The following is an 18725-nucleotide window of genomic DNA, read 5'->3' on the forward strand; positions in this document are numbered from 1 at the left end:
GAGGGGAGTGAAATAGAACCTGAAACCGTGTGCGTACAAGCAGTAGGAGCTCGAAAGAGTGACTGCGTACCTTTTGTATAATGGGTCAGCGACTTACTGTTCGTGGCAAGCTTAACCGTATAGGGGAGGCGAAGGGAAACCGAGTCTGATAAGGGCGCATAGTCGCGGGCAGTAGACCCGAAACCGGGTGATCTAGTCATGCCCAGGGTGAAGGTGCGGTAACACGCACTGGAGGCCCGAACCCACTCCCGTTGCAAAGGTAGGGGATGAGGTGTGATTAGGAGTGAAAAGCTAATCGAACCCGGAGATAGCTGGTTCTCCTCGAAAGCTATTTAGGTAGCGCCTCATATGTATCCTCTCGGGGGTAGAGCACTGTTATGGCTAGGGGGTCATCGCGACTTACCAAACCATTGCAAACTCCGAATACCGAGACGGACTGTATGGGAGACACACGGCGGGTGCTAACGTCCGTCGTGAAAAGGGAAACAACCCAGACCCACAGCTAAGGTCCCAAATTTTGTGCTAAGTGGAAAACCATGTGGAAAGGCACAGACAGCCAGGAGGTTGGCTTAGAAGCAGCCACCCTTTAAAGAAAGCGTAATAGCTCACTGGTCGAGTCGGTCTGCGGGGAAGATTTAACGGGGCTAAGCACAGAACCGAAGCTTGGGGTGCATAACTTTGTTATGCGCGGTAGAGGAGCGTTCCGTAAGCCTGCGAAGGTGGATTGAGAAGTCTGCTGGAGGTATCGGAAGTGCGAATGCTGACATGAGTAACGATAATGCGGGTGAAAAACCCGCACGCCGAAAGCCCAAGGTTTCCTTGCGCAACGTTAATCGGCGCAGGGTGAGTCGGCCCCTAAGGCGAGGCAGAAATGCGTAGTCGATGGGAAGCAGGTTAATATTCCTGCACCTCGCGTAAGTGCGATGGAGGGACGGAGAAGGTTAGGTGTACCAGGCGTTGGTTGTCCTGGGGAAAGGCGGTAGGTTTGGATCTTTGGCAAATCCGGGATCCTTTAAGACCGAGCACCGAGACGAGTCTTTAAGACGAAGTCACTGATACCACGCTTCCAGGAAAAGCTCCTAAGCTTCAGCTTACGCAGACCGTACCGTAAACCGACACAGGTGGGTAGGATGAGAATTCTCAGGCGCTTGAGAGAACTCGGGTGAAGGAACTAGGCAACATGGCACCGTAACTTCGGGAGAAGGTGCACCATTGCCGGTGGCCCATGCGGGCTATAGCTGGCGATGGTCGAAGTGACCAGGCCGCTGCGACTGTTTATCAAAAACACAGCACTCTGCAAACACGAAAGTGGACGTATAGGGTGTGACGCCTGCCCGGTGCTGGAAGGTTAATTGATGGGGTCAGCCGCAAGGCGAAGCTCTTGATCGAAGCCCCAGTAAACGGCGGCCGTAACTATAACGGTCCTAAGGTAGCGAAATTCCTTGTCGGGTAAGTTCCGACCTGCACGAATGGCGTAACGACAGCGGCGCTGTCTCCACCCGAGACTCAGTGAAATTGAAATCGCTGTGAAGATGCAGCGTTCCCGTGGCAAGACGGAAAGACCCCGTGAACCTTTACTATAGCTTTACACTGAACGTTGAGTTCGTCTGTGTAGGATAGGTGGGAGGCTATGAAACTGTGGCGCCAGCTGCAGTGGAGCCATCCTTGAAATACCACCCTGTCGTGCTTGACGTTCTAACCTAGGCCCGTTATCCGGGTCGGGGACCGTGTATGGTGGGTAGTTTGACTGGGGCGGTCTCCTCCTAAAGAGTAACGGAGGAGCTCGAAGGTACGCTCAGCGCGGTCGGACATCGCGCACTGTGTGCAAAGGCATAAGCGTGCTTGACTGCAAGATCGACGGATCAAGCAGGTACGAAAGTAGGACTTAGTGATCCGGTGGTTCTGTATGGAAGGGCCATCGCTCAACGGATAAAAGGTACTCCGGGGATAACAGGCTGATACCGCCCAAGAGTTCATATCGACGGCGGTGTTTGGCACCTCGATGTCGGCTCATCACATCCTGGGGCTGTAGTCGGTCCCAAGGGTATGGCTGTTCGCCATTTAAAGTGGTACGCGAGCTGGGTTCAGAACGTCGTGAGACAGTTCGGTCCCTATCTGCCATGGGCGTTGGAAGTTTGAGAGGGGCTGCTCCTAGTACGAGAGGACCGGAGTGGACGAACCTCTGGTGTTCCGGTTGTCACGCCAGTGGCATTGCCGGGTAGCTATGTTCGGAAGCGATAACCGCTGAAAGCATCTAAGCGGGAAGCGCGCCTCAAGATGAGACTTCCCGGGGCACAAGCCCCCTGAAGGAACCATGTAGACTACGTGGTTGATAGGTCAGGTGTGTAAGCGCGGCAACGCGTTGAGCTAACTGATACTAATGATCCGTGTGGCTTGACCATATAACCTCAAGTTGCCTTGGCCGACATGACATGTCGATGGACCCAAGTGCACGCTACGTCACAAGACCTACGAGAGGCTGGCGCTTTATCCTGCTCCAATGGATAGCGACCCTCCAACCCTCTCCCTGGTGAAATTAGCGCTGTGGAACCACCCGATCCCATCCCGAACTCGGAAGTGAAACGCAGCTGCGCCGATGGTAGTGTGGCTCAAGCCATGCGAGAGTAGGTCATCGCCAGGGGCTTTATCCCCAAACCCCCGCTGCCAAGGCAGCGGGGGTTTGCTTTTTTACGGCATCCAAAACCCGGCGGCCGCATAAGCCAAAACAGCGCCAAAAGGCGCCGTTGGCGGGTTACAGGCACTCAATTCTGCGTTACTGCGGGTGGTGCACGGCGACGGCCTGCCCTGCAGGCGCGCGACAGAGACAAAGGCCAGGGCCCTCGCGGGCCGGGCGCCTGCGCCGGAACGGAGCCTCGCACGCGAACGCGTGCAGCACGGGCTGCCTCACGTAGATCCGCGCCCACCGCGCATACGACAACGGCGCCCTCAGGCGCCGTTGCTTGAACCTACTCGATGTCCCGGCCTTACACCCGGCCGAATACCAGCGTCGCGTTCGTACCCCCAAAACCAAAACTGTTCGACATCACCGTCTCAAGACGCCCTTCCTGCGTCTGGCGAAGAATCGGGAGGGCTTTCAAGCGCGATGTCCGGATGCTCCCAGGTACCAGCTGGTCCGCCATTGCCATTGGACGGTCCGCGCGGGGCGGCGCCGCTTATTCACTGGCGCCGCGCCGGCCCTCCATCATGCGGTCGCGGTTGGCCTTGAACGGGTTGCCTTCGTACCAGTTGGGCCAACTGTCGCCACCCGCCAGTTCGCGGCCGACGCCGTACAGGAGCTCGACGTCCTGCATGGTGCCGTCGAGCTTCCAGGTGGCAGCGTCGTACTCGTCGCGCGGGCTGTGGTAACGCTCGCGGGCGTAGGCTTCGGCGGCCTTCCTGCCGGCGTCGATGCCGCCTTCCAGCAGATCCCGGCCGCCGCCGGCGTAGAGCGCGGGGACGCCGGCCTTGGCGAAGTTGAAGTGATCCGAGCGGAAGTAAAAGCCGCTCTGCACCGCCGATTCCGCGTGCAGGGTGCGGTTCTGTTCCCTGGCCAACGGCTTGAGGATGTCCTCCAGCTCGGAGCTGCCATACCCGGTGACGGTCATGTCGCGGGTGCGACCATTGACCGACATCGCGTCGATGTTGATCACGCCGGCGATCTTGTCCAGCGGGAAGGTGGGATGGTTGACGTAGTACCGCGAGCCGAGCAGTCCGGACTCTTCCAGCGTCACCGCCAGGAACACCACCGAGCGCTGCGGCGCCGGCTGCTGGTGGATCATGGCATCGGCGATTTCGAGGATGCCGGCCACGCCGGTAGCGTTGTCCACCGCACCGTTGTAGATGTCGTCGCCCGCCTGCGCGTCGTGTGCCTGCCCCTCGTGCCTGCCGAGATGGTCCCAGTGCGCCATGTAGAGCACGGCCTCGTCGGCGCGGCTGGCGCCGGGAAGGACGCCGACCACGTTGCGCGACTTCTTCTCGGCGATGCTGCTCTTCAGGTCGAGCGACAGCGTGGTGCGCAGCGGCATCGGCTTGAAGCCGCGCCTGCCGGCATCGCGGTAGGCCTTGTCCAGGTCGAGCCCGGCCCCGGCGAACAGTTGCCGCGCCGCTTCCGCACTCAACCAGCCCTGCGCCTGCAGGCGCGGCTCCTTGTCCTCGGCGACCGGAAGGTCGTACTGCGCACCGCCCCAGGAGCTGCGCACCACGTCCCAGCCGTACGACGCACCCGCGGTGTCATGCACGATCAGCGCCGCGGCGGCGCCCTTGCGCGCGGCCTCCTCGAACTTGTAGGTCCAGCGCCCGTAATAGGTCATGCGCTTGCCCTCGAACAGGCGGGCATCGTCAGCGTGGAAGCCGGGGTCGTTGACGAACATCACCACGGTCTTGCCCTTCCAGTCCTGGCCGGCATAGTCGTTCCAGTCCTGTTCCGGCGCATCCACGCCATAGCCGACGAACACCATGTCGCTGGCGTCGATCTTCACTTCCGGCTGGCCGCTGCGGGTGCCGACCACCATGTCGCTGCCGAAGGCGAGCGTGCGCCGGCTGTCGCCATGCCGGAGCGTGAGCACGGTCGTGGGGTCGGCGATGGTTTCGGTCATCGGCACCTCCTGGAACCAGCTGTCGCCGTTGCCCGGTTGCAGGCCGATGCGCTGCATCTGGTCGCGGATGTACTCGACGGTGAGCTGCTCGCCGCGGCTGCCCGGCGCGCGCCCTTCGAACCCGTCGGACGCCAGCGTCTTCACCAGCTCGGCGAAGTCCGCGGCGTTGATGCCGGTGGAGAACGCATGCACCGGTGTGGGCGCGGGCGCAGGTGCCGGGGGCGATGCGGCCTCTTGCCGGCACGCTGCCAGCGCCGCGCCCGCGGCGAGGCACAACAGGAATCTGCGGGGCATGGAACCGGGCTCCGTATGAAGGGTGAAGCCCGATTCTAGGCAAGCCAGCCGGGAAGCGCTCAATCCTTCGGCGCGGCCTCGCTGTCGAAGCGGCGCACGGTGGCACCGCTGACCGGGCCGATCGAGGCGCTGTCGTGCACGTACAGCGTCACCTCGCGTTCGAAGTTCAGCGGGCCGTCCACCTTCGCATTGGGGCCGATGATCACCCGCGGCTTGCGCGGCGGCGTCAGCGACAGGCTGAACGACGGCTTGGTCACGCGGATGCCGCCCTTCACGTGCGAGCCGATGCCGACGGTGATGTCGCCGTTGACGGTCTCGATGTTGCGGCCGACCTCGGTGCCAACCAGGCCGATGCCGCCGTTGACGGTTTCCACGCCGCCGCCGATGCGACCGCCCTGGTCGATGAAGATGCTGCCGTTGACGGTTTCCACGTCGCCGGACAAGACCAGCCCGCGTCCGCCACGGATCGCGCCGTTCACCGTCTCCAGGCTGCGCGCCTGCACGTTGTCGTCGGCATTTATGCTGCCGTTGACCGTCTCCACGCCGCGCGCCTGCACGCCCTTGGCCAGGTGGATGCTGCCGTTGACGGTGTCCAGGTCGCGGTAGGCGGTGCCGGATTCGGTACGGATGCTCCCATTCACCTTGCTGATGTCGTCGGCCGCCATTGCCAGCGGGCTGGCCAGTCCCAGGGCCAGCAGAAGAAGGAATCGTTTCATCGCGCGTCTCCGTCGGGAATTCCTGTGGGCAAGGATGGATGGCAGCATGGCTGGGTACAATCCGCATCTGCCTGAAGTCACTGGAACGCCATTGCGACCGTCCCGCCGCCGCCGCCAGTCCGCCCGTTCCCCGGCATTGCCGGCCTGGGCCGCCGGCTGCCTGCTGGCGTTGTCGCTGGTGGTTCCCGCCGCACCCGCGCAGAACACGCCCCGTGATGCGGAGAAGAAGCTGCAGCAGCTGCGTGGCGAGCTCAAGGACGTGGCCCAGGAGCGGCAGCGCCTGCAGGGCGAGCGCGAGGCGGCGTCGCGGCGGCTGCGCGAGGCCGACCAGAAGGTCGCCCGCAGCGGCCGGACGGTGGCCGAGACCGAGGCGGCGATGCGCCGCGAACAGCAGGCGCTGGCGGAACTGCAGCAACGCCGCGTCGTGCTTGAAGCCAACCTGGGGCGGCAGCGCGGGCAGCTCGCCGCGCTGCTGCGCGCTGCGTATCGGCTGGGCAACCATGCCCCGCTGAAGTTGCTGCTGTCGCAGGACCGGGTGGCCGACGCCAACCGCGAACTGGCCTATCACCGCTACCTGCAGCGCGAGCGGGCGCGGACCATCGCCTCGCTGGCGGGCGATCTGCAGGCACTTTCATCGAACGAGCAGGAAATCCTCGCGCGCAGCCGCGAGCTGGAGCAGGCGCGTACGCAGCAGCGCGAACAGGCCGCGGCGCTGGCCGAGGACCGTCGCAAGCGGGCACAGCTGGCGGCGGAGCTGGACCAGCGCTACCAGGACCGCAGCGAGCGGGAGAAGGTGCTGGGCAAGGACGCGCGGGCGCTCGAACAGCTGCTGTCCAGCCTGCGCGCGGCGGCCGCACGCGCCGAGGCCGAACGCAAGGCGGCAGCGCGCCGTGCCGCCGCCGAGCAGTCGCGCCAGGCGGCCACGGGAGCGGCACGGCCCACGCCCGGCAAGGTGCCACCGCGGGTCACCGCGAATGCACCGGCACCGAAGGTCGGCGGGTTGGGCTGGCCGTTGTCCGGCAACCTGCTGGCCCGCTACGGCGGGCGCCTGCCGGACGGGCGCACCAGCAGCGGCGTGCTGATCGGCGCCCCACCCGGCACGACGGTGACTGCGGTCGCCGACGGCACGGTGGTCTTCTCCGACTGGATGACCGGCTACGGCATGATCCTGATCGTGGACCACGGCAATGGCTACATGAGCCTGTATGCCCACAATGACACCCTGCTACGCGATCCGGGCGCGCGCGTGCGCCGCGGCGAGGCGGTGGCGCGGGTCGGCAACTCCGGTGGCCAGGGGGTGGCGGCGCTTTACTTCGAATTGCGCCGCAATGGCCAGCCGGTGGACCCGGCCACCTGGCTGCAGCGCCAGTGAGCGCCGGCTGAGCGGGGGGCGCCGCCGACGGCCTCGTTCAACGTGAATTCCACCGGGCTTCGCGCATAATCGGTCCGACGCGCATGGTGCGCATCCGTTTTCATGGAGTGGTTCATGCGTGTAGCCGGCCTTGCTGCTGCCCTGCTGTTCGCACTGTCGCCGGCCATCGGCCTGGCGCAGAGTGCCCCGGACAAGACGCCGAAGGCGGACGACCCCGATGCCAAGGAGTCGGTCACCTCGCGGGTGCCGCTGGACGAGATCCGCCGCTTCGTCGCGGTGTACAACGCGGTGCGCGCGGCCTACGTGGACCCCGTGGACGACAAGAAGCTGATGCAGTCGGCGGTCCGCGGCCTGCTGCTGGACCTGGATCCGCACAGCACCTATTTCGACAAGGAAGATGCCCAGGCCTTCGACGAGCAGGCCACGGGCGCCTACGAAGGCATCGGCGTCGAGCTGCTGCAGCAGGACGGCGCGCTCAAGGTGGTGTCGCCGATCGACGAAACGCCCGCCGCGCGTGCCGGACTGCGCGCAGGCGACCTGATCGTGGCCATCGACGGCAAGCCGATCAGTGCGTACGAGGCGATGGAGCCGCTGCGCGGCCCGGCTGGCAGCAAGGTCGTGCTGACCATCGAGCGGGGCGACGAAAAGCCGTTCGACGTCACCGTCACCCGCGAGACCATCCGCGTCACCAGCGTGCGCAGCCGGATGCTGGAGCCGGGCTATGGCTATGTGCGCATCAGCACCTTCCAGGCCGATACCGGCGCGGACTTCCAGAAGCACCTCACCCAGCTGCAGTCGCAGGCTGGTGGCAGGCTGAAGGGCCTGGTGCTGGACCTGCGCAGCAATCCGGGCGGCCTGCTCACCGCGGCGGTGCAGGTGGCCGACGATCTGCTGGAAAAGGGCGTGATCGTGAGTACCCGCGGCCGCATCTCGGTCAGCGATGCGAAGTTCGAGGCCACGCCCGGCGACCTGATGCAGGGGGCGCCGGTGGTGGTGCTGGTGGATGCCGGTTCGGCCAGCGCCTCTGAGGTGCTGGCCGGCGCGCTGCATGACAACCGGCGCGCGCGCATCGTCGGCAGCCGCACGTTCGGCAAGGGCTCGGTGCAGACCGTGCTGCCGCTGGACAACGGCGACTCGGTCAAACTGACCACCGCGCGTTACTACACCCCCAGCGGCCGTTCGATCCAGGCCACCGGCATCGTGCCGGACGTGGAGCTGGCCGCGGATCCGGCTGCCGCCGGCAAGGACGTGCCGGCTTCCATTGCCGATTTCAGCGAGGCCAAGCTGCCGGGCCACCTGCGTGGCGACGACGAGGCCAGTGGCATGGCCACCGGCGTGGTGTTGCCGGGCGATGGACCGGTGCGCTCGGCCCTGCGCGAACTCAAGCAGCCCGGCTCGCTCGCTGCCCGGCCCGCGGCTGCGGCACGGCCGGCGGTCCCGGCGAAGCCGGAAGCAGCGCCGACGCCGACGCCGACGGGCGTCAGCGTGCCGGCCAAACCGGAAGCCGTCGACAGCGGCAAGTGACTTTCCCCGCGCGCGCCCCGGGGGGCGTGCGCGTCATCCGCACGGGAGCGGAGCGGGGATGCCGGACGGCGCACGGACGAAATGCGGCAGCGGGCGGGCGATGTTCCCTCCTGCCGCCACGTCACCGGCGGCAATGGCTGCGCGATGCGGTACTCAGCGCGGCTTGGCGGGCATCGGGAACGGCGTGACCACCTTCTCCCCGGTGGCTGCGTCGCGGATCGCTGATTGGCCCTTCTTTTCCACTTCCTCGATGCGCACGATGCTCTGCATCGGCAGGTGCAGCACCTTGGTGCCAGCGAACTCCTCGCGCAGGCGTTCCTCGGTGGGGTCGACCACCAGGCCGTCATGGAGGTCGAACACCAGTTCGGCGATTTCGTTGAATCCCCACAGGTGGCTGCTGCCCACGTGCCGGGCATACAGCTCGTAGACCTTGCCGTGGTTGAGGAACGTGATCTTGTACAGGGGCTTGCTGCTCATGGCGCGATTATAAGGATGGCGCGCATGGGGGGGCGGCCGCTAGAAACCGTGGCGCTTGCGCAGTCGCCGGGCGATCGCGGCGCGCACATACAGCCCATAGACGATGCCGAACAGGAAGCCGGACAGGTGCGCCGACCACGCCACCATGCCGAAGCTCGGGCCGATGTAGGCGAAAACCACCTGCAGGGCGGCCCATACCCCGATCAGCAGATAGGCCGGCGCCCGGACGAACTCCAGGAACAGCCCCAGCGGCAGCACCACGCCCAGCCGCGCGCCGGGGAACAGCGCCAGGTAGGCCCCCAGCAGCGCCGACACCGCGCCGCTGGCGCCGATGATGATCTGGTCGGGCGATCCCATGGCGTACAGCGCCGCCAGGTTGGCCGCGGCACCGCCCAGCAGGAACAACAACAACAGCCGCCATGGCCCCAGCACGCGTTCGGCCGGCAGCCCGAAGATCAGCAGGAACACCAGGTTGCCGAGCAGGTGCGACCAGTCCGCGTGCAGGAACAGCGCGGTGAACAGGCGCAGCACGCTGCCGTCGCGCAGTGCCGCCCACCAGTCCTGCGGGTTGCCCAGGCCGGTGGACAGCGCGCCCCAGTCCATCCACAGCGACCGCCGTGCTTCGTCCGGCCGCGAGATCGACCAGAGGAAGGCCAGCCAGATTGCCGCGAACAGCAGTGGCACTGCCCAGCGGAGTCCGGGTTTGTCGCGGGAGGGAATGGAAACGAACATGGGCGCGCAAGCCTACCCCGAGGAGGGCCCGTGCAGGGTGAGGGAGCGGAAATAAATGAATACGGCGGCGTTATTGTTTAGTTAACAAGCTTGATGGATACTGCATACGGCGTCGTATGTCGGGAGGGGAATCCGGCGCATCGCAGGGCCGCTTGGCGGTACTGGGGTGCAGGCGCACAACGAATCATCACCGCCCTACGGAGAGAGCTTCCAACATGCATACCGCTTCCACCCTCGCTCGTGTCACCGCTCTGGCCGTCGGCATCGCCGGTGCCCTGGCTTTCAGCCACGCCGACGCCGCCGCGTTCCAGCTCAAGGAAAACAGCGCCAAGGGCCTGGGCCGCGCTTTCGCCGGTTCCGCCTCTGCCTGGGATGACGCTTCGGTGATCGCCACCAACCCGGCGTCGATGCGCCTGCTCGACGGCCGCCAGTTCCAGGCCGACGTGAGCGCCATCAGCTTCTCGGCCAAGATGGAAGAGATCTACAGCGCCCGCAACGCCGGCCCGACCGGCGCTGGCAAGGGCACGCCGATCTCCGGCGGCAACGGCGGCAACGCCGGCATGATCGCCCCGGTCCCGGCCGCGTACTTCCACGTGCCGTTCGGCGAGAACGACAACATGCACTTCGGCCTGTCGCTGACCGCGCCGTTCGGCTTCAAGACCGAATACGACCGCGACTGGGTGGGCCGTTACCACGGCACCAAGACCGACCTGAAGGCCGTCGACCTGGGCGCCGCGTTCTCGTATGACGTCAACCCGTACGTGTCCTTCGGCGCCAGCGTGTTCGTCGAGCACCTGACCATCGAACTGGCCAATGCCGTGGACTTCGGCGCCGTGGCCTACAGCGCCAGCAAGGGTGCCAGCGCCGCGCTGGGCCTGGTGCCGGGCAGCGCCGACGGCTACGCCACCGTCGAGGGCAACAACAATGCCGTCGGCTACGTGATCGGCGGTACCTTCAGCCCGACCGAGAACACCAACATCGCGCTGAGCTACCGTTCCAAGGTCGAGCACAAGATCACCGGCGGCAAGGCCCGCTTCGAGGTGCCGGGCAAGGTCGACGCCGCGCTGGGCCTGACGGCCAAGGGACTGTTCGTCGATTCCAGCGGCAAGGCCACCGTGACCCTGCCGGCCACGGCTACGCTGAGCGTGACCCACAAGCTCAACGACCGCTGGATGGTGATGGGCGACGTGACCCGCACCGCCTGGGCGCCGGCGTTCGACAAGGTGACCGTGGACTTCGCGTCCAACCAGCCGGACAACGTGCTGGTGTTCGGCTACAAGGACACCACCTTCGCTTCGATCGGTACCGAGTACAAGCTGTCCGACACCATCACCCTGCGTGGCGGCGTGGCCTACGACGAAACCCCGACCACCTACTCGCACCGCGACGTGCGCGTGCCGGACGTGACCCGCAAGTGGCTGTCGTTCGGCCTGGGCTGGACCCCGAAGGAGAACACCGAGTTCAACTTCGGCTACACCCACCTGTTCACCAACGACCCGGCGATCAACGCCACCAGCAGCACCGGCAACGTGCTGCAGGGCAAGTACAAGGTCGGCGGCGACGTCCTGGCCGCCTCGATGAACTACAAGTTCTGATCCAGGCACGCTGGATGCGACAGACCGGAGGGCCCCGCGCGAGCGGGGTCCTTCGCTTTTGCGGGCAGGGGCCGGTGCCGCGCGATGCCATGGCCCGGGCGCATGCGCCGGGCGACAATGGGCAATGAATCTCTCCGACCCCGCGTTCCAGCTGGAGCTGGCCGCCAACATCGCCGTCGCCGGCTCCATTCTCTTGGCCGGCCGCAACAACGTGCACACCTGGTGGCTGGGCATCGTCGGCTGCGCGCTGTTCGCGCTGGTATTCGAGCGATCGCACCTGTACGCGGACATGGTGCTGCAGTTCTTCTTCATCGCGATCAGCGTGCTGGGCTGGTGGCAGTGGCTGCGCGGCGACCAGGGTGCGCCGCTGCCGATCACCTCGTTGCGACCGCGCGCATGGGCCTGGCTGGCGCCGCTGGCGGTGCTGGCCACGTTCGGCTACGGCTGGATGCTGACCCGCCTGACCAACGCCTATGCGCCGTATGTCGACTCGGCGGTGCTGGTGCTGAGCGTGATCGCGCAGCTGCTGATGATGCGGCGCAAGCTGGAATCGTGGTGGCTGTGGCTGCTGGTGAACAGCATCGCGGTGCCCTTGTACTACAGCCGCGGCCTGCACCTGACCTCGATCCTGTACGTGGGCTTCTGGATCAACGCGCTGGTGGCGCTGCGCCACTGGCGCCGCCTGATGCGCGGACAGGCGGATGCGTCGCTGGCCGATGCCGGCGCCTGAGTCGAAGCCGGGCGGCGCCTGTGAAAAACCCCGCTTTCGCGGGGTTTTTCGTTCACCGGATCATGCAGGCAATCAGTCGCCCAGGGTCAGCAGCGAGGCGTTGCCGCCGGCGGCGGTGGTGTTCACCGTCACCGTCTTTTCGGTGGCGAAGCGCAACAGGTAGTGCGGGCCACCGGCCTTGGGGCCGGTACCGGACAGGCCCTGGCCGCCGAACGGCTGCACCCCGACCACCGCGCCGATCTGGTTGCGGTTGACGTAGACATTGCCGACGTTGACGCGCGAGGCGATGCGCTCGACGGTTTCGTCGATGCGCGAGTGCACGCCCAGGGTCAGGCCGTAGCCGGTGGCGTTGATCTGGTCGATCACCGCATCGAGCTGGTCGGCCTTCCAGCGGATCACGTGCAGGACCGGCCCGAAGATCTCCCGGTGCAGCTGGCCGAGGTGCCTGAGCTCATACGCGCGCGGCGCGAAGAAGGTGCCGTGCGCAGTGGCGTCGGACAGCGGCGCGGCGGCGATCAGGCGCGCTTCGGCATCCATGCGCGCGGCGTGCTCTTCGAGAATGCGCAGTGCGTCGGCATCGATCACCGGGCCGACGTCGGTGGACAGCTCGCCCGGGTCGCCGACCTTCAGTTCGGCCATCGCGCCGGACAGCATGCCCATCACCTTGTCGGCGATGTCGTCCTGCACGAACAGCACGCGCGCGGCCGAGCAGCGCTGGCCGGCCGAGGTGAAGGCCGAGCCGATCGCGTCCTTGACCAGCTGTTCCGGCAGCGCCGAGGAGTCGGCGATGAAGGCGTTCTGGCCGCCGGTCTCGGCGATCAGCACGCCGATGGCGGCATCGCGCGCGGCCATCGCGCGGTTGATGGCGCGGGCGGTTTCGGTCGAGCCGGTGAATGCCACGCCAGCCACCCGCGGGTCGGCGGTGAGCGCGGCACCGACGGTGGCGCCGTCGCCCGGCAGGAACTGCAGCACGTCGGCAGGCACGCCGGCATCGTGCAGCAGCTTCACCGCGTAGTAGCCGACCAGGTTGGTCTGCTCGGCCGGCTTGGCGATGACGCTGTTGCCGGCGGCCAGCGCGGCGCTGACCTGGCCCAGGAAGATCGCCAGCGGGAAGTTCCACGGGCTGATGCAGACGAACACGCCGCGGCCGTGCAGCTGCAGCTCATTGCTCTCGCCGGTCGGGCTCGGCAGCGTTTCGGCATGACCGAACTGCTCGCGCGCCTGCTTGGCGTAGTAGCGCAGGAAATCCACCGCCTCGCGGACTTCGGCGACGCTGTCCGGCAGGCTCTTGCCGGCTTCCTTCACGCACAGCGCCATGAACTCGGCGATGCGCGCTTCCAGCTGGTCGGCGGCATGTTCCAGGATCGCGGCGCGGCTGGCGGACGGGGTACGGTTCCAGCCCGGCTGCGCGGCGACGGCGTTGGCCAGCGCCTGCTGCACGGTGGCGCTGTCGGCGGCCTGCCAGTGGCCGACCACTTCGCGGTGGTCGGCCGGGTTGGTGACCGGCACGGTGGCGCCGCTGGCGCTGGCGCCCGGCACCAGCGGGGCGGCCTGCCACGGCTTGACGGCGGCGTTGAGCTGCCCGGCGAGGGCACGCAGTGCGTTGTCGTTGGCGAGGTTGATGCCCATGGAGTTGTTCCTGTCGTGGTTCTGGCTGCGCAGCAGGTCGACCGGCAGCGGGATCTTGGGATGCGGGATGGAGGCGAACGAGGACACCGCTTCGACCGGGTCGCGGATCAGGTCGTCGATCGACACGTCCTCGTCGGTGATGCGGTTGACGAAGCTTGAATTGGCGCCGTTCTCGAGCAGGCGGCGCACCAGGTAGGGCAGCAGGTCCTCGTGCGAACCGACCGGTGCGTAGACGCGGCAGGGCACGTCGAGGCGATCGGCGGGGACCACCTCGGCGTACAGGTCGTCACCCATGCCGTGCAGCTTCTGGTGCTCGTAGGTGCGGCCCTGCGCGATCTGCTTCACCGCGGCGATGGTGGCCGCGTTGTGGGTGGCGAACATCGGGTACAGCACGTCGCTGTGGCCGAACAGCCGCCTGGCGCAGGCCAGGTAGGACACGTCGGTGTTCTGCTTGCGGGTGAACACCGGGTAGCCGGGCAGGCCGTCGATCTGCGCGCGCTTGATCTCCGCGTCCCAATAGGCGCCCTTGACCAGGCGTACCTGCAGGCGGTGGCCGATGCGGCGGGCCAGGTCGGCCAGGTAGTCGATCGTGTACGGGGTGCGCTTCTGGTAGGCCTGCACCACGATGCCGAAGCCTTCCCAGCCCTTGAGCGAAGGATCGCTGACCACCCGTTCGATGATGTCCAGCGAAAGCTCCAGGCGGTCGGCTTCCTCGGCGTCGACGGTGCAGCCGATGCCGTAGGACCTGGCCAGCTGCGCCAGTTCCAGCACGCCCGGCACCAGGTCCGCGAGCACGCGCTCGCGCTTGGCATGCTCATAGCGCGGGTACAGCGCCGAGAGCTTGATCGAGATGCCATGCGAGCGGGTCACGTCGCCGTCGGCCTTGCCGCCGCGCGCCAGGTTGTCCTTGCCGATGGCGTGGATCGCGCGCCGGTAGTCTTCCAGGTAGCGCAGCGCGTCCTTCATGGTCAGCGCGCCTTCGCCGAGCATGTCGAAGGAGTAGCGGTAGTTGCCGTTGTCGCCCTTGTGCGAACGCGCCAGGGCCTCGTCGATGGTGCGGCCCATGACGAACTGGTGGCCCATGATCTTCATCGCCTGGCGCACGGCCAGGCGGATCACCGGTTCGCCGACGCGGCCGATCAGGCGCTTGAAGGCGCCGTGCACGTCGCGCTTGGTGTCGTCGGCCAGGTCGACCAGGTGGCCGGTCAGCATCAGGCCCCAGGTCGAGGCGTTGACCAGCACCGAGTCGGACTGGCCCATGTGGCGCTTCCAGTCGGCTTCGCCGAGCTTGTCGCGGATCAGCTTGTCGGCGGTTTCCTGGTCGGGGATGCGCAGCAGCGCCTCGGCCACGCACATCAGCAGCACGCCCTCCTCGCTGCCCAGGTCGTACTGGCGCATGAACGCCTCGATCGCGCCCTGGTTGCGGGCGCGGGCGCGCACCCGGCGCACCAGGTCGGCGGCGGTGGCCTGGACCTGGGCCTGCTCGGCGGCCGGCAGGCGGGCCTGTTCCAGCAGTTCGCGCACATGGCTGGCCTCGTCTTTCAGCCAGGCATCGGTGATGGCCTGGCGCAGGGCGGCCGGTGCCGGCGGCAGTTCGGGCGAGAGCAGCGGCCGTGCCGCGGCGGTGTGGGTGGACGGTGTTGCATTCATGGGCATGACCACATCGGGACACGTTGGGATTCGGCCATTTTAATCCTTGGCGCCGAATTTCCCAGCCCTCCGGAAGCCTTTATGAAGTGGCGGAACCATTGGCACGCGTGGGATTCGGTACAGATTTCCGGTTTCCATCAATTTGTGCTGAATCCGGCAAATTTGTTGCCGATGTCGATTCGATGCGGGCGGAAATCCGGTGTGCAGTGCAGCAATCACAACAATCATGAATGAGAGCTTGCCGGGGTGATTGGGCGGGGCTACCATCGAATCCGTTTTCCGCGGTACGGACGCGGTTGCGACATGATCGAGATGCTTCGGCTGGTTTCCGACGGCTCACGTGCGCAGCTGGTGCTGCATCCCCCACGGGCGCTCAGCGCCCGGCAGTTCGTCCTGTTGTTCATCGCGCTGGCAGGGTTGATGGCGTTCTCCGCAGGCCTGGGTTGGCTGTCTGGAAACGTTTTCGCCCCGGTCTTCGCGCTATTGCATTGCTTCCTGGTGGGAGCTGCCCTGCGCGCGTCATGGCGCAGCGGCGAACGCCGGGAAGAGATCCGGGTTGGACCGGACTGCGTGGAAGTGATTCCCGCAGCCGGATGTCCGCCGGTCTTCCGTGCCCACCCTTACTGGGTGCGCCTGGTGATCGAGGACGAACGGGTCGTGCTGGTCTCCAGCGGAAAGCGGGTCGAAGTGGGGAGTCTCCTCGCACCCGCCGAACGCAGGGAACTGGCGGCGACGCTGGATGGCTTGCTCGCGGCCAGTGACGGCCGCAACCGATGACGTCAAGGGTCTAGGCAATGAAGCAAAGCAACAGGTGGGGAGTGTGGTGCAGGCAGGCTCTGGGGTTGGCGGCGATGGCGCTGGCCGCACCCGTGGCATGGGCCCAGGCGGGTGATCCGAAACCCTGGCAGCTCAACATGGGCAAGGGCGTCACCCATACCGCGCGCATGGCGTGGGACGCGCACATGGTGGCGCTGTGGGTGTGCACGATCATCGGCCTGATCGTGTTCGCCGCGATGGCCTACGCGATCATCAAGTTCCGCAAGTCCAAGGGCGCGGTGGCGGCGCAGTTCTCGCACAACACCAAGGCCGAGGTCATCTGGACCGTCATCCCGATCATCATCCTGGTGGTGATGGCGTGGCCGGCCACGGCCAAGCTGATTTCCATGTACGACACCCGCGACTCCGAGATGACGGTGAAGATCACCGGCTACCAGTGGATGTGGAAGTACGAATACCTGGGCGAGGACGTGGCCTTCACCAGCCGCCTGGACCGCAAGTCCGACCAGGTGCGGCAGAGCGGCGCGGTGCCGACCATGGCATCGGACCCGCACTACCTGCTGGACGTGGACAACCCGCTGGTGCTGCCGGTCGATACCAAGGTCCGCTTCGTGATCACCTCCGACGACGTGGTGCATGCGTGGTGGGTGCCGGCACTGGGCTGGAAGCAGGACGCCGTGCCGGGCTTCATCAACGAGCGCTGGACCAACATCGAGCAGGAAGGCGTGTACCGCGGCCAGTGCGCCGAACTGTGCGGCAAGGACCATGGCTTCATGCCGATCGTGGTCAAGGCCGTGTCCAAGGACGAGTTCAAGGCCTGGCTGGCCTCGCGCAAGCCCGCCCCGGCAGCGGCCACCGAGCCCGCGCCGGCCGCCGCACCCGCCACCGACGCCCCGCAGCCGGAGGCCGCGCCCGCCGCGGAACCGGCTCCCGTGGCGCCCGGCGCCTGATACCACTGCGCGCCGGCCGTTGCCGGCGCGATGCCTGGAAACTGGATAACGAGGTATAGCTGCAATGGCGAACTCCGCAGTGGGCCACTCCGATCATCACGGCCACCGGCAAGGCTTCTTCGAGCGTTGGTTCTTTTCGACCAACCACAAGGACATCGGTACGCTGTACCTGCTTTTCAGCTTCCTGATGTTCATCATCGGCGCCTTCATGTCGGTGCTGATCCGCCTGGAGCTGATGGAGCCCGGGCTGCAGCACATGAAGCCGGAATTCTTCAACCAGATGACCACCGTGCACGCGCTGGTGATGATCTTCGGTGGCGTGATGCCGGCGTTCGTCGGCCTCGCCAACTGGATGATCCCGCTGCAGATCGGTGCGCCGGACATGGCCCTGCCGCGCATGAACAACTGGTCGTTCTGGCTGCTGCCGGTGGCCTTCACCCTGCTGCTGCTGACCCTGTTCCTGCCCGGTGGCGCGCCCGCCGGTGGCTGGACCATGTACCCGCCGCTGTCGCTGCAGGGCGGCTACAACGTCGCCTTCAGCGTGTTCGCCATCCACGTGGCCGGCATCAGTTCGATCATGGGCGCGATCAACATCATCGCCACCGTGCTCAACATGCGCGCCCCGGGCATCGACCTGCTGAAGATGCCGATCTTCTGCTGGACCTGGCTGATCACCGCGTTCCTGCTGATCGCGGTGATGCCGGTGCTGGCCGGCGCGGTGACCATGCTGCTGACCGACAAGTTCTTCGGCACCAGCTTCTTCAACGCCGCCGGCGGCGGCGACCCGGTGATGTACCAGCACATCTTCTGGTTCTTCGGGCATCCCGAGGTCTACATCATGATCCTGCCGGCGTTCGGCGTGATCAGCGAGATCATCCCCACCTTCAGCCGCAAGCCGCTGTTCGGCTACCAGGCGATGGTGTACGCCACCGCGGCCATCGCGTTCCTGTCGTTCATCGTGTGGGCCCACCACATGTTCACGGTGGGCATGCCGCTGGGCGGCGAGATCTACTTCATGTTCGCCACCATGCTGATCTCGATCCCGACCGGCGTGAAGGTGTTCAACTGGGTCAGCACCATGTGGAAGGGCGCGCTGACGTTTGAAACCCCGATGCTGTTCTCCATCGCCTTCGTGGTGCTGTTCAGCATCGGCGGCTTCTCCGGCCTGATGCTGGCCATCGTGCCGGCCGACTTCCAGTACCACGACACCTACTTCGTGGTGGCGCACTTCCACTACGTGCTGGTCACCGGCGCGGTACTGGCGCTGATCGCCGCGGTCTACTACTGGTGGCCGAAGTGGACCGGGCGCATGTACAACGAGTTCTGGGGCAAGGTGCATTTCTGGTGGACGATGGTGTTCGTCAACCTGCTGTTCTTCCCGCAGCACTTCCTGGGCCTGGCCGGCATGCCGCGCCGCATTCCGGACTACAACCCGGTGTTCGCCGACTGGAACCTGGTCAGCTCGATCGGTGCGTTCGGCATGTTCGTCACCCCGTTCCTGATGGCCGCCATCCTGCTGTCCTCGCTGCGCAGCGGCCAGCGCGCCGAGGCGCGCGCCTGGGAAAGCGCCAAGGGCCTGGAGTGGACCGTGCCGTCGCCGGCGCCGGCGCATACCTTCACCGTGCCGCCGGTGATCCGGCCGGGTGACCTGGCTCACGACGACGTGACCCATTGAGGCGCGCGA

General features: G+C 66.1%; 12 protein-coding genes and 2 rRNA genes (1 of these 14 cut by a window edge). 9 read left to right on the top strand and 5 right to left on the bottom strand.

Going from position 1 to position 18725, the window contains the following annotated elements; all coding sequences use genetic code 11:
- Together F0P95_RS04830 and rrf are read left to right on the top strand one after the other, a co-directional pair.
- Positions 1–2402, top strand: a 23S ribosomal RNA gene (locus F0P95_RS04830) (it extends 476 nt beyond the left edge of the window).
- Between the two features lie 124 nt (positions 2403–2526).
- Positions 2527–2641, top strand: a 5S ribosomal RNA gene (gene rrf / locus F0P95_RS04835).
- A 532-nt stretch (positions 2642–3173) separates the two neighbouring features.
- Here the strand turns inward: rrf and F0P95_RS04840 are convergent.
- Positions 3174–4889 carry a M28 family metallopeptidase gene (locus tag F0P95_RS04840; protein WP_182335894.1) on the bottom strand — a complete coding sequence of 572 codons (1716 nt, stop codon included), beginning with the start codon at positions 4887–4889 and terminating at the stop codon, positions 3174–3176.
- Between the two features lie 59 nt (positions 4890–4948).
- Positions 4949–5605 (bottom strand): DUF4097 family beta strand repeat-containing protein, encoded by a 657-nt coding sequence (locus F0P95_RS04845; protein WP_182335895.1) that lies wholly within the window; start codon positions 5603–5605, stop codon positions 4949–4951.
- 91 nt (positions 5606–5696) lie between these two features.
- Here F0P95_RS04845 and F0P95_RS04850 point away from each other — a divergent pair, with 91 nt between their 5' ends.
- Together F0P95_RS04850 and F0P95_RS04855 are read left to right on the top strand one after the other, a co-directional pair.
- The gene (locus tag F0P95_RS04850) at positions 5697–6977 is read left to right on the top strand and encodes a murein hydrolase activator EnvC family protein (protein ID WP_269150864.1); all 1281 of its coding nucleotides are present in this window, start codon (positions 5697–5699) and stop codon (positions 6975–6977) included.
- Positions 6978–7091: 114 nt separating this feature from the next.
- Positions 7092–8501, top strand: coding sequence for a S41 family peptidase (locus F0P95_RS04855; protein ID WP_182335897.1), 1410 nt, complete (start codon positions 7092–7094; stop codon positions 8499–8501).
- Between the two features lie 153 nt (positions 8502–8654).
- Here the strand turns inward: F0P95_RS04855 and F0P95_RS04860 are convergent, their stop codons facing one another.
- Complete coding sequence (locus F0P95_RS04860; protein WP_182335898.1) at positions 8655–8978, bottom strand: DUF1820 family protein; 324 nt, start codon at positions 8976–8978, stop codon at positions 8655–8657.
- 39 nt (positions 8979–9017) lie between these two features.
- Positions 9018–9710, bottom strand: a complete 693-nt coding sequence (locus tag F0P95_RS04865; RefSeq protein ID WP_054661355.1) for a rhomboid family intramembrane serine protease — start codon at positions 9708–9710, stop codon at positions 9018–9020.
- A 215-nt stretch (positions 9711–9925) separates the two neighbouring features.
- On the opposite strand from F0P95_RS04865, the gene F0P95_RS04870 reads away from it, so the two are divergent.
- Both F0P95_RS04870 and pnuC read left to right on the top strand, forming a co-directional pair.
- The gene (locus F0P95_RS04870; protein ID WP_054661358.1) at positions 9926–11305 is read left to right on the top strand and encodes an outer membrane protein transport protein; all 1380 of its coding nucleotides are present in this window, start codon (positions 9926–9928) and stop codon (positions 11303–11305) included.
- A 124-nt stretch (positions 11306–11429) separates the two neighbouring features.
- Positions 11430–12035: a nicotinamide riboside transporter PnuC gene (pnuC, locus tag F0P95_RS04875; RefSeq protein WP_182335899.1), complete on the top strand. Its 606-nt coding sequence runs from the start codon at positions 11430–11432 to the stop codon at positions 12033–12035.
- A 72-nt stretch (positions 12036–12107) separates the two neighbouring features.
- Here pnuC and putA read toward each other — a convergent pair whose 3' ends face one another.
- Positions 12108–15314 carry a bifunctional proline dehydrogenase/L-glutamate gamma-semialdehyde dehydrogenase PutA gene (gene putA, locus F0P95_RS04880; RefSeq protein WP_182335900.1) on the bottom strand — a complete coding sequence of 1069 codons (3207 nt, stop codon included), beginning with the start codon at positions 15312–15314 and terminating at the stop codon, positions 12108–12110.
- Between the two features lie 303 nt (positions 15315–15617).
- Between putA and F0P95_RS04885 the strand changes: the two genes are divergently transcribed.
- From F0P95_RS04885 to ctaD, 3 genes are all read left to right on the top strand, one after another.
- Positions 15618–16091 (top strand): DUF2244 domain-containing protein, encoded by a 474-nt coding sequence (locus F0P95_RS04885; RefSeq protein WP_054661367.1) that lies wholly within the window; start codon positions 15618–15620, stop codon positions 16089–16091.
- Between the two features lie 17 nt (positions 16092–16108).
- Positions 16109–17041, top strand: a complete 933-nt coding sequence (coxB, locus tag F0P95_RS04890; protein ID WP_182335901.1) for a cytochrome c oxidase subunit II — start codon at positions 16109–16111, stop codon at positions 17039–17041.
- A 64-nt stretch (positions 17042–17105) separates the two neighbouring features.
- Positions 17106–18716, top strand: a complete 1611-nt coding sequence (ctaD, locus tag F0P95_RS04895) for a cytochrome c oxidase subunit I (RefSeq protein ID WP_054661373.1) — start codon at positions 17106–17108, stop codon at positions 18714–18716.
- Positions 18717–18725 lie beyond the last annotated feature (9 nt).

Source organism: Stenotrophomonas acidaminiphila, from assembly GCF_014109845.1.
In the GTDB taxonomy this organism is placed as follows: domain Bacteria; phylum Pseudomonadota; class Gammaproteobacteria; order Xanthomonadales; family Xanthomonadaceae; genus Stenotrophomonas; species Stenotrophomonas acidaminiphila.